Genomic DNA, 14613 nt, shown 5'->3' on the forward strand with positions numbered 1-14613 from the left:
TCCTGTCAGCCCAGCGTCGGCATGGAGAACGCAGCGCCTGTCTCCTGCTGCATTTCCGGCCAGCGCGCGGTGATGGTTTTCATTCGGGTGTAGAAGCGCACGCCGTCGCTGCCGTGGACGTTGAGCGCGCCAAAGATGGAACGCTTCCAGCCGCCGAAGCTGTGGAATGCCATCGGCACCGGGATCGGCACGTTAACGCCCACCATGCCCGCCTGCACCTCTTCGCAGAAGCGGCGCGCGCAGCCGCCGTCGCGGGTGAAGATCGCCGAGCCATTACCATATTCATGGCGGTTAATCAGATCCACCGCGCTGGCGTAATCTGCTACGCGCACCACAGAAAGCACCGGGCCGAAGATCTCTTCTTTATAGATGGTCATCTCCGGGGTGACGTTATCGAACAGCGTCGGCCCGACGAAGTAGCCCTGCTCGTGCCCCTTCACGCTGAAGCCGCGACCGTCCACGCGAAGTTTCGCTCCCTGCGCTTCCCCGCTATCGATATAGCCCAGCACCTTGCTGCGGTGCGCGGAGGAGATGAGCGGCCCCATTTCGTTTTCCGGCGACTGGTCCAGGCCCGGCCCGACGCGCAGCGCGGCAATCTGTTTCTCCAGCCGGGCGCAGAGGTCATCGGCGGTTTTATCCCCCACCGCCAGCACCACCGAGAGCGCCATGCAGCGTTCCCCCGCCGCGCCGTAGGCTGCGCCCATGATGGCGTTGGTCGCCATCTCCATGTCGGCATCCGGCATCAGAATGCAGTGGTTTTTCGCGCCACCCAGCGCCTGACAGCGCTTGCCGTGGGCGGACGCGGTCTGGTAAATGTATTCCGCAATCGGCGTGGAGCCGACAAAGCTCACCGCCTGCACGCGCGGGTCGGTCAGGAGCACGTCAACGGACTCTTTATCGCCCTGCACCACGTTGAAGACGCCGTCGGGCAGGCCAGCCTCTTTCAGCAGCTGCGCCAGCGCCAGCGCCAGGGAAGGATCTTTTTCCGACGGTTTCAGCACGAAGGTGTTGCCGGTCGCCAGCGCAATCGGGAACATCCACATCGGCACCATCGCCGGGAAGTTAAACGGCGTGATCCCGACGCAGACCCCGAGCGGCTGCATCAGCGAGTGGCTGTCAACGCCGGTACCGACGTTCGCCGAGTGTTCGCCCTTTTGCAGATGCGGGATGCCGCAGGCAAACTCCACCACTTCCAGGCCTCGTGTCAGCTCGCCCACCGCGTCGGAGAAGACCTTGCCGTGCTCTTCGCTGATGATGCGGGCCAGGCGATCCATGTTCTCTTCCAGCAGCGCCTTGAAGCGGAACATCACGCGCGCGCGCTTCAACGGAGCATGGCGCGCCCAGGCCGGAAACGCCTGCTGCGCGGCGGCAATCGCCTGTTCGGTTTCCCGCGCCGTACTCATCACCACCTGGCGGATCTGCTCGCCGGTGGCCGGGTTGAAGATCGCCTGAACGCGCTGGCCTGAACCGGTGACACATTCGCCGTGAATAAAATTCGCTACCGTCTCCATCCTTAACCTCTCGCTGTTGATACGTGACTGTTACCTGAACACTGTGTACTGGACACTATATATGAAACAAATATTCCATTTTAAGTTGAAATAAAACAAATGATGATTATTGTGATCAAGGATGGATTTTTATGTTAACAGCCAACAACACTGACGCAGCGTGCGCTATTAAGGAATTTCGGGCGAGGAAATGACTGAAGTTTCTGTTTCATTTTTGCTGCCAGATGGATGGCCGACATTTAAAAGACGCGGTTTTGCGTTTAGAATCATAAGACTGTATTTGGGGGATAAGATGACGACAGCAACCAGCCTGAACGAACTGCAGCAGCAAATCCGCGATCGCTACGATAGCCTGAGCAAGAGGCTGCAGCAGGTCTCCCGCTACGTGCTGGATAACACCAACAGCGTGGCCTTTGATACGGTTGCCGTCATTGCCGAGCGCGCCGACGTGCCGCCCTCGACGCTGATCCGCTTTGCCAACGCCTTTGACTTTACCGGCTTCAACGAAATGAAACAGCTGTTTCGCATGAACCTGGTGGAGGAGACCGCCAGCTACAGCGACCGCGCCCGGCTGTTCCGCGAGATGGAGAGCGAGGCCGTGCCGGAAACGCCGCTCGATATCCTGCAGGAGTTCGCCCGCTCGAACGCCCAGGCGCTGCAGCAGCTGGCCGCCCGCGCCGAACCAGAGATGCTGGAGCGCGCGGTGCAGCTTTTGGCCGACGCCGACACCATCTATATCGCCGGACTGCGCCGCTCCTTTAGCGTCGCCGCGTATCTGACCTATGCCCTGAGCCACCTGGAGTGTCGCCCTATCCTGCTCGACGGCATGGGCGGCATGCTGCGCGAGCAGATTAGCCGCATTAAGGCGCGCGACATCGTGGTGTCGATCAGCTTCTCGCCGTACGCGGAAGAGACGGTGATGGTCAGCGAAACCGCCGCCAGCGTCGGCGCGCGCCAGATCGTGATTACGGACAGCCAGATAAGCCCGCTGGCGACGTTCAGCGATCTCTGCTTTGTGGTGAAAGAGGCGCAGGTGGATGCGTTCCGGTCTCAGTCGGCGACGCTGTGCCTGGTGCAGTCGCTGGTGGTGGCGCTGGCATATCGGTTGGGGGAAGGGAAGTCATAATAAAATACACTTCCCGGATCGGCGCAGTCCACGCGGCGGACGCAGAAAGATTTACCTGCTCAGGCTCCGGGCAAACCCGATTGCAGCGCCGGACGACTCGGTTCAACAACGAGAAGCGAAAACACCTTCATGCAATCGTCAAGGTGAGAGGCGACGGATCCTTCTGGCTGCGGGCACCTCACACCGATCGCTATCTGGCGTAGGGGCTCGGCTACAGCCACTGCCAAAATGGCATTGGCCAGCAAAGCTGGCTCCGGGGCATGCAAAAGTCCCTTACGGGACTGCTTTTCAAGCCAACCCGATAGCATCACTCGCCCCCGTTCAATACCGTTGTGTTCATACCTCTCGAGGAGCTCTCGTTTACCGGGGAACTCTGTTGTCAGCAGACGGAAGAAAGCAACCGCAGTTTCTGACAAAACATGTGTACAGATACTTTCCAGGATCGCTCTAAGTGCTTGCACAACGTCGCCAGCGTCCTTCGGATCTGTCTGCATGGACGGCGCATATTCATCTGTCCACTGGCGAACCGCCAGGCCAATCAGTTCTTCTCGATTCGCTGCATAGCGGTACGCCGTTTTCTTGGCGACGCCAGCACGTTTAGCTATCGCCTCCATCGTTGCACCTTCATAGCCGCTTTCCAGCAACACGTTCATTGCACTTAGCAAAAGCCCTCGTCTCGTTTCTTCTTCTGCCCGGGGCGGTCGTCCTCGTTGTCTTTTTGTTGTTTGGGTCATGGGTATTTTCGCCGATGTTGTAAATATCAAGCACATTATATAGGAAACGCTCATCGTTTCCTATATTGTATTTCCTTCTTTACTCACAAAAGGAACCGAATGATGTCTCAATTTGCCAAGCCGTGGCTCGACCACACACCTCTTCTTGATCCCGCTCCCATGGCACTGGAGATGGGAGTGAAACATCTGGAAAACGGCAATCTGCTAGTAGCAGTACGTACAGATCTCCATGGCTGTAAGGGGAAGATGGTCGATTGGTGGTTCACATTTTTCGAAACAACACAACACATCAAATGGTGGCACCCAGTAGATCACGTTGAACATTTGGGATGGGATTCAAACTGGAAGAAGGGCAGAAGCTACTATGGCGCCAGCATCTCTGCCGTAGAATCCCTGGCGGAAATCCCTCCTGTCGCCGCTAAGCTCAAATTCCATAATCCCCGCCATATCTTTACCCCCAAAACAGTGGAGGAAGCCTTCGCCAGCAACCAGGTGTCAGCCATCATTGCAGCCCGGATCGGTTTTGGCGATCTGGTGAAGCTGGATAAGAATGGTGATCCAATGAGCGGACAAATGTTGCATGTCGCAAGAGATACACCTTTTGGTTGTGTGCTTCGCAGCCGGTTTGTCCTTGGGCTGGATGAAGAACATGCGGATAATGCACCGAGTGAAGCCATGGGACTGGCGCTAATGCGGCATTGCTATACAGAGTTCACTTTCCTTTCCCGCTTTTTGCCATCGCTGTATTATGGTGAAAACGCGAACAGTGAAGATGTCCCTCTTCCATGGTGACGTTCAAATTCCCTTTCTGACAACTTGAATGCTGACCGCAGCTCTCAGGATTAAATAACTATTCTTTCAAAATGCTCATCCGTACCGTCCAAAAATGAGGTGTAAAGCGAACGATATGAATGGGCATAAAAAACCCTCTGTATATACAGAGGGTTAGAGTTGATTTTGAATAGATATGATGTGCTATGAACTACCATCGTCACCGGGCAGACGAGGGGATATTTCCGACAGTGGCTGTTTCGGCAAGGAAAGGTTCGATAGCCCTAACAAGCGCGAGCGGTGTCTCATTCATCGGATAGTGGCCGGCGTTCTCCAGGATCTCAACTGTTGCATGGGGATAGCGTCGAAGGTAGGTTTTGGCCATCAACTCGGCATTGAATGTTGGATCGTGCTCACCCACGAGCACCTTTACCGGATGCAATCCGACAATCTCGTCGCTGAAATCGGTATCGGCCCACGCATGGAAATATGCAGCAAACGCTTCCTGAGAGGAATACAATGCCGAATACGTTGCTTTCCATTCGACCCACGATGAGGGCAACCGTCCACCGGTACTGCGGTTGATGATGGCTCGTCGATTTTCCGGGTGCTCAGCAGCACCTTCGAGCAGACGGCGCGTCGTTGCATCGTACGAAATACCGCCACAAGGAACTGGCGCAACAGCAGCGAGAGCCCGTACTCGATCAGGCGCGCGCGTTGCAATCCGCTCGATCGCCATGCCCCCCATTGAATGACCAATCAGGCTGAAGGTGTGAAATCCGAGAGCGTCAGCAAGCGCCAGCGCATCGGAGGCGATCTCATCGATCGTATATGCGCCGCGCGTCTCCTGCATGCCCCCGTAGCCGCGATAATCCATAAACACGTAACTAAACGCGTGACCATTCAGCCAGGGTTCAATCGGTTCGAACGAGTGTGCGTCACCGAACCAGCCGTGAAGAACGAGGACGGGGTGGGGTCCGTTCCCCACGCGATGATATGTATTAGTCATATTAACTCCGATATGAGCGAGATGTGGTTTGCAGCCGGTGTGACGTGAACTTTCCGTAGACGCCATTGCGCCATCACACGACTATTTAACCGATAACGTTTCGAAATGGCGGTAAGTCATCCAAGCGACCATGCTATGTGACGACTACCATCTTATAGCTCGACCAGGACCACGCCTTTGAGACGACCGGCACACGCTTCCTGCAAAGCAAACGTCGCGTTTTCAATACCTTTGAAGGTCACGGACGGAAGATGAATACGCCCGTCACGCTTCCATGTCTTCAGATCACGCAACCAGAACTCAAACGCATCGGGCGAATGATCCGCGCTGAAGCCCCGTAATGTCATACCTTTGAAGATGATATGAAAGGTGTCCAATATAACCGGAGCCTGCAAAGAGGCCTTTTCTGCATTCAGCTCTGCGGTGAGCGCGCCGAGCAGAACGCCACGGGCACCTTCCCTTGCCATCATGACGGCCGCCGCGAGCTGTTCACCGCCCACCATGTCTACAATGACATCGATGCCTTCGGGTGCGGCTTTCGCCAGTTGCTCAATCATCGGGCCACCGTCGCGGGTGACGACAGCGTCATAACCCAGTTCGTCTTGCATCCAGCGGGCCTTGTTGAAACTGCTCGTGCTACCGACCACGCGCGACGCGCCGAGGAGTCGGGCAATCTGTCCCGCCATCGAGCCTATGGCCCCCGCTCCGCTTGAAACGAACACGGTGTCACCTTCCTTCATCTGAACGCCTCGGGTCAGCGCGGCATAAGCTGTCCAGCCATGACCGAGATAAGCAACAGGGTCAGGTTCGCTGCAATCGATAAGCTTGCAGTCGTGTTCGCGGACCACGGCATATTCCCGCCAACCGAACGGATGCATAACAAGACTACCGACAGGAAAACAGCAGGCCGATCCGGTCTGGATCACCTCCCCAATCGCGCCGTCCGCCAGAGTGTCTCCGGGGTTGAGAGGTGGGAACGGAATTCCCTCAGCGGCCTTTGCATCCTCCTGCGCCATCAACCGCGTCGAGATGGAGACGCGGAACCAACGATTGCGGACGACGACTTCATACGGTCCAGGTACAGGAATGGCTGTTTCCATGATGGCGAAATCCTCAGGGTTAATTTCTCCTCGTACATGGCGGATGAGTTTGACTTCGCGGTTGTGTAATGAACCAACAGGCATGACGGGCGCTCCATGAGATTAATTGAGCTCTTTTATGATAAAATCACAAAATGTGAGCATACACTCATATTACTAACCGAGGTCTCATATGGCTACTCGCATTCCCCCAGGGCGCCATACGATGCGGAAAGCCCCTAAACAGCAGCGTTCCCAGAGCACCGTAGAGAGCATCGTCGAGGCTGGTGCTCGCGTTTTGGCACAAAGAGGCTGGGCGAACTTCACGACTAACGAGGTGGCGCGCACTGCTGGCGTCAGCATCGGATCACTGTATCAGTATTTCCCAAACAATCTGGCGATTGCAGAGGCTATTCGGAAACGCCATCTCGATGAAATCCTGCAAGTGCTCCCCGATATCGAGAAGCAGAGGGAAGTGGTTCCGCTCGAATACCATATTGGCCGGTTGATTGATGGCGTTATAGCGCTTCACGCAACTAACCAAAATCTGCATCGCATCCTGATCAATGAGGTGCCGCTCGCTCCGAGGGAATTCTATGACGCTTTTGAGCGTGAGTATCATGGTCGATACGAAGCCCTCATCCGCGCTGCAGCCCCGTCAGACGACATGAGTTCGGACCACTTAATCATGGCCCGCATCCTTGCGGATGCGTTGGAGGGTATCGTTCATTCCGCCTCTCGCCGGAACGAACTCATGTCGCCTGTCGTGAAGAGAGAGGCGACGAGAATGATAACGTCTTATCTCCTGGTACAAGAGAGGACCTGACACGTCATTCCATACATTTTCCTCTGTGCATGAATGAAATATGGCAACGCTATTCAGGACGAGTCAACAAAAACAAAAAGCCCGCAGTTACGCGGGCTTGGAGGTGTTTTACTGCTTTTTAGTGTCGGTCTGTACCGGACGCGGGATTACTCCCACTCAATCGTAGCCGGTGGCTTACCGCTGATGTCATACACCACGCGGGAAATACCGTTCACTTCGTTGATGATGCGGTTAGACACACGGCCCAGGAAGTCATACGGCAGATGCGCCCAGTGCGCGGTCATGAAGTCGATGGTTTCCACCGCACGCAGGGAGACAACCCAGTCGTACTTACGGCCATCGCCCATGACGCCGACGGAGCGAACCGGCAGGAACACGGTGAACGCCTGGCTCACTTTGTTGTACAGGTCAGCTTTGTGCAGCTCTTCAATGAAGATAGCGTCCGCACGACGCAGCAGGTCGCAGTACTCTTTCTTCACTTCGCCCAGCACGCGCACGCCCAGACCCGGCCCCGGGAACGGGTGACGGTAGAGCATGTCGTACGGCAGACCCAGTTCAAGACCGATCTTACGCACTTCGTCTTTGAACAGTTCGCGCAGCGGTTCTACCAGACCCATCTTCATCTCTTTCGGCAGGCCGCCCACGTTGTGGTGAGATTTGATGACGTGTGCTTTACCGGTTGCGGAAGCCGCAGACTCGATCACGTCAGGGTAGATGGTGCCCTGCGCCAGCCACTTCACGTCTTCCAGCTTCAGCGCTTCTTCGTCGAACACTTCCACGAACACGCGGCCGATGATCTTACGTTTGGCTTCCGGATCGTTCTCGCCTTTCAGCGCGTCCAGGAAGCGTTTTTCGCCTTCCACGTGAACGATGTTCAGACCGAAGTGGTCGCCGAACATGTCCATAACCTGCTGGGCTTCGTTCAGACGCAGCAGACCGTTGTCCACGAACACGCAGGTCAGGTTTTTGCCGATGGCGCGGTGCAGCAGCATCGCGGTTACGGAGGAGTCCACGCCGCCGGAAAGCCCGAGGATCACTTTGTCATTGCCAACCTGCTGGCGAATACGCTCAACGGCATCGTCGATGATTTTTGCCGGGGTCCACAGGGCTTCACACTGGCAGATGTCACGCACGAAGCGCTCCAGCATGCGCATACCCTGACGGGTGTGGGTCACTTCCGGGTGGAATTGCACGCCGTAGAAGCGTTTTTCTTCGTTCGCCATGATGGCGAACGGGCAGCTTTCGGTGCTGGCAACGGTCACGAAGTCAGACGGGATGGCGGTAACTTTGTCACCGTGGCTCATCCACACGTCCAGCAGCGGTTTGCCGTCTGCGGTCAGGGAGTCTTCGATACCGCGCACCAGCGCGCTGTCGGTGACGACTTCTACCTGTGCGTAGCCAAACTCGCGCTCGTTGGAGCCTTCTACGTGGCCGCCCAGCTGCATTGCCATGGTCTGCATACCGTAGCAGACGCCGAATACCGGCACGCCAGCTTCGAACACGTACTGCGGCGCACGAGGGCTGTTCTCTTCGGTGGTGCTTTCCGGGCCGCCGGACAGGATGATGCCGCTTGGATTGAATTCGCGAATCTGTGCTTCCGTGACATCCCACGCCCACAGCTCACAGTAAACGCCCAGTTCACGTACGCGACGCGCCACCAACTGAGTGTACTGAGAACCGAAGTCCAGGATGAGAATGCGATGTTTATGAATGTTTTCCGTCATTGACGCTAATTCCGAGGCAAGTGAAACAAAAACAGAGCGCCCGGCAGAAGCCGGGCGCGGAAACTTATCAGGAGCCCAGACGGTAGTTCGGGGACTCTTTGGTGATCGTCACGTCGTGAACGTGGCTCTCCTGGATACCCGCACCGCTGATGCGTACGAATTCCGCTTTAGTACGCAGCAGGTCAATGGTACCACAGCCGGTCAGACCCATACAGGAGCGCAGGCCGCCCATCTGCTGGTGAATGATCTCCTTCAGACGGCCTTTATAGGCAACGCGACCTTCGATACCTTCCGGTACCAGTTTGTCAGCGGCGTTATCGGTCTGGAAGTAACGGTCAGAGGAACCTTTGGACATCGCGCCCAGGGAGCCCATACCGCGGTACGATTTGTAAGAACGGCCCTGGTAGAGTTCGATTTCACCCGGGGATTCTTCAGTACCGGCCAGCATGGAGCCTACCATCACGGCAGCTGCGCCCGCGGCGATGGCTTTAGCGATGTCGCCAGAGAAGCGGATACCGCCGTCGGCGATAACCGGAATACCGGTGCCTTCCAGCGCTTCAACCGCGTCAGACACGGCGGTGATCTGTGGAACGCCCACGCCGGTTACGATACGCGTGGTACAGATAGAGCCAGGACCGATACCCACTTTCACCGCGCTGCAGCCAGCGTCCGCCAGCGCGCGAGCGCCTGCGCCAGTGGCCACGTTCCCGCCGATGATCTGCAGGTCAGGGTATTTAGCACGGGTATCACGAATACGTTGCAGAACGCCTTCGGAGTGGCCGTGAGAGGAGTCAATCAGCAGGACGTCAACGCCCGCAGCAACCAGCGCGTCAACGCGCTCTTCGTTACCGGCACCTGCGCCAACCGCAGCGCCAACGCGCAGACGGCCATGCTCGTCTTTACAGGCGTTAGGCTTACGTTCTGCTTTCTGGAAATCTTTAACGGTGATCATGCCGCGCAGGTGGAAGCTGCTGTCGACAACCAGCGCTTTTTCAACGCGTTTTTCGTGCATTTTTGCCAGCACCACGTCGCGGGTTTCACCTTCACGAACGGTAACCAGACGCTCTTTTGGCGTCATGTACACGCTGACAGGCTGGTTCAGGTCAGTCACGAAACGCACGTCACGACCGGTGATGATACCAACCAGTTCGTTCTCTTCGGTCACAACCGGGTAACCGGCGAAGCCGTTACGTTCGGTCAGGGCCTTCACTTCGTGCAGCGTGGTGGTTGGCAGAACGGTCTGTGGGTCAGACACGATGCCGGATTCATGTTTCTTCACCAGGCGAACTTCTTCCGCCTGACGTTCGATAGACATGTTTTTGTGAATAAAGCCAATGCCACCTTCCTGTGCCAGGGCGATAGCCAGGCGCGCTTCAGTCACGGTGTCCATTGCCGCAGAGAGCATAGGAATGTTCAGGCGAATGGTTTTCGTCAACTGCGTGCTGAGATCGGCAGTATTCGGCAGAACGGTGGAGTGAGCGGGAACGAGGAGGACGTCGTCAAACGTCAGTGCTTCTTTAGCGATACGTAGCATGGGCAATATCTCTGACCTGGGTGGTTAAATATTGCCGTGGCATTATACAGAGCGTAACCGATTGCATCCACACTTTTTTAAAAAAAATGCTTGCGCTCACCTCTCAGCAGGTTACTATCGACTGAATAACTTGCTGATTTAGAATTTGATCCCGCTCACATGTTATCCTCTCAATCCCCCTCAATTTATACTGTCAGCCGCCTTAATCAGACGGTGCGTTTGCTGCTTGAGCAGGAAATGGGGCAGGTCTGGATCAGCGGTGAGATCTCAAACTTCACGCAGCCGTCCTCCGGTCACTGGTATTTTACCTTAAAAGACGACACCGCCCAGGTGCGCTGCGCGATGTTCCGTAACAGCAACCGCCGCGTGACGTTCCGCCCTCAGCACGGCCAGCAGGTTCTGGTTCGCGCCAATATCACCCTGTATGAGCCGCGCGGCGACTATCAGATTATCGTCGAGAGCATGCAGCCTGCGGGCGAAGGCCTGCTGCAGCAGAAGTATGAACAGTTAAAAGCCAGGCTCTCCGCCGAGGGGCTGTTCGACCAGCAGTACAAAAAACCTCTGCCCTCTCCTGCCCACTGCGTTGGGGTCATCACCTCGAAAACCGGTGCGGCACTGCACGATATTTTGCACGTGCTGAAACGTCGCGACCCTTCCCTGCCCGTCATCATCTACCCGACCGCCGTTCAGGGTGACGATGCGCCAGGGCAGATAGTTCGCGCCATTGAGCTGGCAAACGCCCGTCAGGAGTGCGACGTGCTCATCGTCGGGCGCGGCGGCGGCTCGCTGGAAGATTTATGGAGCTTTAACGACGAGCGCGTGGCGCGGGCAATCTTTGCAAGCCTTATCCCCGTGGTGAGCGCCGTCGGCCACGAAACGGACGTAACGATAGCCGATTTTGTCGCAGATCTGCGCGCGCCTACGCCATCGGCGGCGGCGGAAGTGGTCAGCCGCAACCAGCTGGAGCTGCTGCGTCAGATTCAGAACGGACAGCAGCGTCTTGAGATGGCGATGGACTACTTCCTTGCCAACCGTACCCGCCGCTTTACCCAGCTTCATCATCGACTTCAGCAGCAGCACCCGCAGCTGCGTCTGGCGCGTCAGCAGACCGTGCTGGAGCGCCTGCGCCAGCGCATGAGTTTTGCGGTGGATGCGCAGCTTAAGCGCGCGGTATCACGCCAGCAGCGCGCTACGCAGCGCCTGAACCAGCAGAACCCGCAGCCGAAAATTTATCGCGCACAAACGCGGATCCAACAGCTGGAGTATCGTCTTGCGGAGACTGTCCGCGCCCGACTGAGCACCACCCGCGAACGTTTTGGCAATGCGGTGACCCATCTTGAAGCAGTCAGCCCCCTCTCCACGCTGGCGCGCGGCTATAGCGTGACGACGGCGACGGACGGCAAAGTGCTGAAGCAGACCAAACAGGTAAATACCGGCGATGTGCTGACGACGCGACTTTCAGACGGCTGGGTAGAAAGCGAAGTGAAATCAATTAAACCAGTGAAAAAGACGCGTCAGCGTAAAACCGGATAATTCTTCGCCGGTTACTTACTATACTGCTGCTATTCCCTTTTTTAATAAGGAGAGCAGCATGCCCCATCTTCATAGCGTTATTCCCCCTTATATTCTTCGTCGTATTATCGAAAGCGGTTCCGAGCCGCAGCAGCGCTGTGCCCGTCAGACCTTAACCCATGTCCAGACGCTGATGGCTCACATGCCCGGCAAACCCGCCGCGCCGCACGTGAATAAAGCCGGACAGCTGGAGCGCGATATTTATGACGCGAAGCAAACCCAGGAGCTGCCGGGTACGCAGGTGCGTTACGAAGGCCAGCCTTCGAACGGCGATGTGGCGGTGGATGAAGCCTACGATTATTTGGGTGTTACCCATGATTTCTTCTGGAAAGAATATCAGCGAGATTCGCTCGATAATAAAGGGCTTATTTTGACCGGCACCGTGCATTACGGTCGGGAATATCAGAACGCCTTCTGGAACGGTCAGCAAATGGTATTCGGCGACGGCGACGGAGAAATATTTAACCGCTTTACCATCGCCATCGACGTGGTGGCGCACGAGCTGAGCCACGGCGTGACCGAGACCGAAGCCGGGCTTATCTATTTTGAACAGTCGGGCGCGCTGAACGAGTCTCTGTCTGACGTGTTTGGCTCGCTGGTTAAACAGTACCATCTGAAGCAAACCGCCGATAAAGCTGACTGGCTCATTGGTGAAGGGCTGCTGGCGAAAGGGATCAACGGCAAAGGGCTGCGCTCGATGTCTGAACCCGGCACCGCCTATGACGATCCTCTGCTCGGAAAAGACCCGCAGCCTGCGCACATGAAAGATTTCATTAAAACGCGCGAGGATAACGGCGGCGTGCATCTGAACTCCGGCATCCCCAACCGGGCATTTTATCTGGCCGCGACGGCGATCGGCGGCTACGCCTGGGAAAAAGCGGGTTATGCCTGGTACGACACGGTTTGCGATCGCAATCTGGCGCAGGATGCGGATTTTGAGGCCTTCGCAAAACTGACGATCGCGCACGGAGAGAAACGCTCCGGCAGCGACGCTGGTGCAGCCATTAAACAAGCCTGGGAACAGGTGGGAGTGTTGTAAATGCAGGTTCCGGAACTGACGGATGACGCCGTGGTTGAGCTGGCCCGGGAAGGCGGCGTCGCTTTTATTCCCAAGCTGAGCGGACAGCGCACCATTGCACTCTCCTCGCTCAATGAGGCCCAGCGCCAGCGCCTGGTGAGCATCCTGGAGCAGGCTTTTCCACGCGGCCAGCCGCCCGGGCAAGCCTCTTCAGCCGGCAGCGGCGACCAGCGCTATTTCCGCATCCAGATTATCTGGACCGGGCAAAATCAGGCGCACTACGCCGATATCATCGTGCTGGTGCCCGAGCAGGAAGCGCCCGAGTCGCTGGTCGAGCTGTGGAAGAAAGGCGAAGGCTGCGTCTGCGATTAACCTTCGGCCCGAACAAACTCCACGCGTTTTTTAGAGATAAGACCGTGGCCGTTCTGGCAGAAATAGTCCACCGCCCCGCAGGCTTTTAATACCTGGAGTGGCTGATGGCACTCCGGGCAGCGGGCTTCAAACGCAATATCCTTGTTACAGCTCTTGCAGTGCGCCACCCCGTTCTGAGGCTCAAGCGGTGCCTGGCAATCCGGGCAGGTAATCGTCATGGTGACTCCTTTAAAGCGTACAGGTCTGCAATAATTTTACCACGTTGCGTTCAGTGCGGGCCACGCAGCTGCTGCTGTAACGTTAGAAGTAGCGTCACTTCCTCTATCCTGCGGCGCGTCGTGCGGCTCACCTCGTGCGGATCCCGTTCAAACAGGCTGTTGGCGCCCAGGATATGCTCTGCAAGACAGTGTTCGTAGATCGTGCCGGGAATGTTCCAGCGTTGACGCGTGTCGCCATTTATCAGCAGCAACACATCTTCAGCACCGTGCCGGTCGTAGCTGATGGTCCGCCCGTCGCGCAACCAGAGCCGTAAGCCTTTTTGCCCGCCCGCGGGTCCCGCGTATTTGTTAAGCCAGATATCCACCGGTACGCCGCTGATGCTTCCCTGAAGATGCGCCTCGCCTTCCGCCGTGGTCAGGTCGCCTTTTGCAATATCGCGACCCAGGCGGTCTTTAGCCGTGACGACCCGCAGCGTCATCTCATCATTTCCTCCCAGATAGCGCACCGTTTCGCGCAGCATCGCCAGCACGTGCGTGCCGATATCCAGAATCACGCCATCAGGGTGGCGAAGCGTACGCGCGTCCGGCTCGCCAGTGGCAAAATTAAGCGCGATGGGTTCCCCAGCAGCGTTATATCCGCTCGGCTCCTGCAAAAAACCGTCGATTTTGACGATGTCAGCGATATTGCCAACCAGCGACCGCTTCACCGTTTCGATACGCGCCATCCAGTGATCGAGCGCCAGCACGCGGGAGGCGACGTCGGGGTCCACCAGCAACGTGTTGAGCTTTTCTGTTTGGGGAAGCGTGGCGACAATCGGTTTTTCAACCACGATGCGGGAAACCGATGAGGCGAGAGCGTGTTCAAGCACCTCAAGATGGTGCAGCGACGCCGTGGTAATAAACAGGGTATCAAGCGGCTGGGAGAGGAGTTCAGCCAGTGTGGCACAGCGCGTTACCCCCTCCGGCTGTTTTACGGGCTGGATATCAAAACCCAGACAGTGAGGGAGATTATCAAAGCGTTTTCGTATTGCGGGCAGGTAAGCTGTTTCAACGACTGCGCCAAGACCAACAAACCCTAACAGCATGTTCTTACCTCGTTGAGTAAATTGCCGGGGCATA

Annotated in this window: 14 protein-coding genes; 6 read left to right on the forward strand and 8 right to left on the reverse strand. The window is 56.8% G+C overall.

What is annotated here, in order from left to right:
• Positions 1-5: 5 nt before the first annotated feature.
• Positions 6-1511 carry a CoA-acylating methylmalonate-semialdehyde dehydrogenase gene (locus V1566_RS19790; protein WP_395304410.1) on the reverse strand — a complete coding sequence of 502 codons (1506 nt, stop codon included), beginning with the start codon at positions 1509-1511 and terminating at the stop codon, positions 6-8.
• A gap of 292 nt (positions 1512-1803) precedes the next feature.
• Between V1566_RS19790 and V1566_RS19795 the strand changes: the two genes are divergently transcribed.
• Complete coding sequence (locus V1566_RS19795) at positions 1804-2637, forward strand: MurR/RpiR family transcriptional regulator (RefSeq protein WP_395304411.1); 834 nt, start codon at positions 1804-1806, stop codon at positions 2635-2637.
• Positions 2638-2696: 59 nt separating this feature from the next.
• Here the strand turns inward: V1566_RS19795 and V1566_RS19800 are convergent, their stop codons facing one another.
• A complete protein-coding gene (locus V1566_RS19800; RefSeq protein ID WP_395304412.1) occupies positions 2697-3371 on the reverse strand; it encodes a TetR/AcrR family transcriptional regulator in 675 nt (224 codons plus the stop codon).
• Positions 3372-3470: 99 nt separating this feature from the next.
• Here V1566_RS19800 and V1566_RS19805 point away from each other — a divergent pair, with 99 nt between their 5' ends.
• Positions 3471-4163 (forward strand): DAPG hydrolase family protein, encoded by a 693-nt coding sequence (locus tag V1566_RS19805; protein ID WP_395304413.1) that lies wholly within the window; start codon positions 3471-3473, stop codon positions 4161-4163.
• A gap of 199 nt (positions 4164-4362) precedes the next feature.
• Here the strand turns inward: V1566_RS19805 and V1566_RS19810 are convergent, their stop codons facing one another.
• Positions 4363-5151: an alpha/beta fold hydrolase gene (locus V1566_RS19810; RefSeq protein WP_395304414.1), complete on the reverse strand. Its 789-nt coding sequence runs from the start codon at positions 5149-5151 to the stop codon at positions 4363-4365.
• A gap of 152 nt (positions 5152-5303) precedes the next feature.
• A complete protein-coding gene (locus V1566_RS19815; protein WP_395304415.1) occupies positions 5304-6335 on the reverse strand; it encodes an MDR family NADP-dependent oxidoreductase in 1032 nt (343 codons plus the stop codon).
• An 88-nt stretch (positions 6336-6423) separates the two neighbouring features.
• Between V1566_RS19815 and V1566_RS19820 the strand changes: the two genes are divergently transcribed.
• Positions 6424-7056 (forward strand): TetR/AcrR family transcriptional regulator, encoded by a 633-nt coding sequence (locus V1566_RS19820; RefSeq protein WP_395304416.1) that lies wholly within the window; start codon positions 6424-6426, stop codon positions 7054-7056.
• Between the two features lie 146 nt (positions 7057-7202).
• Here the strand turns inward: V1566_RS19820 and guaA are convergent, their stop codons facing one another.
• Positions 7203-8780 (reverse strand): glutamine-hydrolyzing GMP synthase, encoded by a 1578-nt coding sequence (gene guaA, locus V1566_RS19825; RefSeq protein WP_148242436.1) that lies wholly within the window; start codon positions 8778-8780, stop codon positions 7203-7205.
• Positions 8781-8847: 67 nt separating this feature from the next.
• Positions 8848-10314, reverse strand: a complete 1467-nt coding sequence (gene guaB / locus V1566_RS19830; RefSeq protein WP_029741666.1) for an IMP dehydrogenase — start codon at positions 10312-10314, stop codon at positions 8848-8850.
• A gap of 159 nt (positions 10315-10473) precedes the next feature.
• Between guaB and xseA the strand changes: the two genes are divergently transcribed.
• From xseA to V1566_RS19845, 3 genes are read left to right on the forward strand one after another with little or no spacing between them, the layout of a single operon-like run.
• Complete coding sequence (gene xseA / locus V1566_RS19835) at positions 10474-11847, forward strand: exodeoxyribonuclease VII large subunit (protein ID WP_395304417.1); 1374 nt, start codon at positions 10474-10476, stop codon at positions 11845-11847.
• A gap of 58 nt (positions 11848-11905) precedes the next feature.
• Positions 11906-12925: a M4 family metallopeptidase gene (locus V1566_RS19840; protein ID WP_259386993.1), complete on the forward strand. Its 1020-nt coding sequence runs from the start codon at positions 11906-11908 to the stop codon at positions 12923-12925.
• Complete coding sequence (locus V1566_RS19845) at positions 12926-13276, forward strand: protealysin inhibitor emfourin (protein ID WP_395304418.1); 351 nt, start codon at positions 12926-12928, stop codon at positions 13274-13276.
• Here V1566_RS19845 and V1566_RS19850 read toward each other — a convergent pair.
• Positions 13273-13494 (reverse strand): zinc ribbon domain-containing protein, encoded by a 222-nt coding sequence (locus V1566_RS19850; protein WP_395304419.1) that lies wholly within the window; start codon positions 13492-13494, stop codon positions 13273-13275. The two genes, V1566_RS19845 and V1566_RS19850, sit on opposite strands and share 4 nt — an antisense overlap.
• A gap of 50 nt (positions 13495-13544) precedes the next feature.
• Entirely contained in the window at positions 13545-14579 is a 1035-nt protein-coding gene (locus V1566_RS19855; protein WP_395304420.1) for a Gfo/Idh/MocA family oxidoreductase, read from the reverse strand.
• Positions 14580-14613: the final 34 nt, after the last annotated feature.

Origin of the sequence: Enterobacter sp. ECC-019 (assembly GCF_043974075.1) — a bacterium.
Classification (GTDB): Bacteria; Pseudomonadota; Gammaproteobacteria; order Enterobacterales; family Enterobacteriaceae; genus Enterobacter; species Enterobacter asburiae_D.

Excerpts from the sequence above, each read along its gene's own strand:
- V1566_RS19790 (WP_395304410.1), bottom strand. The coding sequence starts at position 1,511 with ATGGAGACGGTAGCGAATTTTATTCACGGCGAATGTGTCACCGGTTCA.
- V1566_RS19795 (WP_395304411.1), top strand. The coding sequence starts at position 1,804 with ATGACGACAGCAACCAGCCTGAACGAACTGCAGCAGCAAATCCGCGAT.
- V1566_RS19800 (WP_395304412.1), bottom strand. The coding sequence starts at position 3,371 with ATGACCCAAACAACAAAAAGACAACGAGGACGACCGCCCCGGGCAGAA.
- V1566_RS19805 (WP_395304413.1), top strand. The coding sequence starts at position 3,471 with ATGATGTCTCAATTTGCCAAGCCGTGGCTCGACCACACACCTCTTCTT.
- V1566_RS19810 (WP_395304414.1), bottom strand. The coding sequence starts at position 5,151 with ATGACTAATACATATCATCGCGTGGGGAACGGACCCCACCCCGTCCTC.
- V1566_RS19815 (WP_395304415.1), bottom strand. The coding sequence starts at position 6,335 with ATGCCTGTTGGTTCATTACACAACCGCGAAGTCAAACTCATCCGCCAT.
- V1566_RS19820 (WP_395304416.1), top strand. The coding sequence starts at position 6,424 with ATGGCTACTCGCATTCCCCCAGGGCGCCATACGATGCGGAAAGCCCCT.
- guaA (WP_148242436.1), bottom strand. The coding sequence starts at position 8,780 with ATGACGGAAAACATTCATAAACATCGCATTCTCATCCTGGACTTCGGT.
- guaB (WP_029741666.1), bottom strand. The coding sequence starts at position 10,314 with ATGCTACGTATCGCTAAAGAAGCACTGACGTTTGACGACGTCCTCCTC.
- xseA (WP_395304417.1), top strand. The coding sequence starts at position 10,474 with ATGTTATCCTCTCAATCCCCCTCAATTTATACTGTCAGCCGCCTTAAT.
- V1566_RS19840 (WP_259386993.1), top strand. The coding sequence starts at position 11,906 with ATGCCCCATCTTCATAGCGTTATTCCCCCTTATATTCTTCGTCGTATT.
- V1566_RS19845 (WP_395304418.1), top strand. The coding sequence starts at position 12,926 with ATGCAGGTTCCGGAACTGACGGATGACGCCGTGGTTGAGCTGGCCCGG.
- V1566_RS19850 (WP_395304419.1), bottom strand. The coding sequence starts at position 13,494 with ATGACGATTACCTGCCCGGATTGCCAGGCACCGCTTGAGCCTCAGAAC.
- V1566_RS19855 (WP_395304420.1), bottom strand. The coding sequence starts at position 14,579 with ATGCTGTTAGGGTTTGTTGGTCTTGGCGCAGTCGTTGAAACAGCTTAC.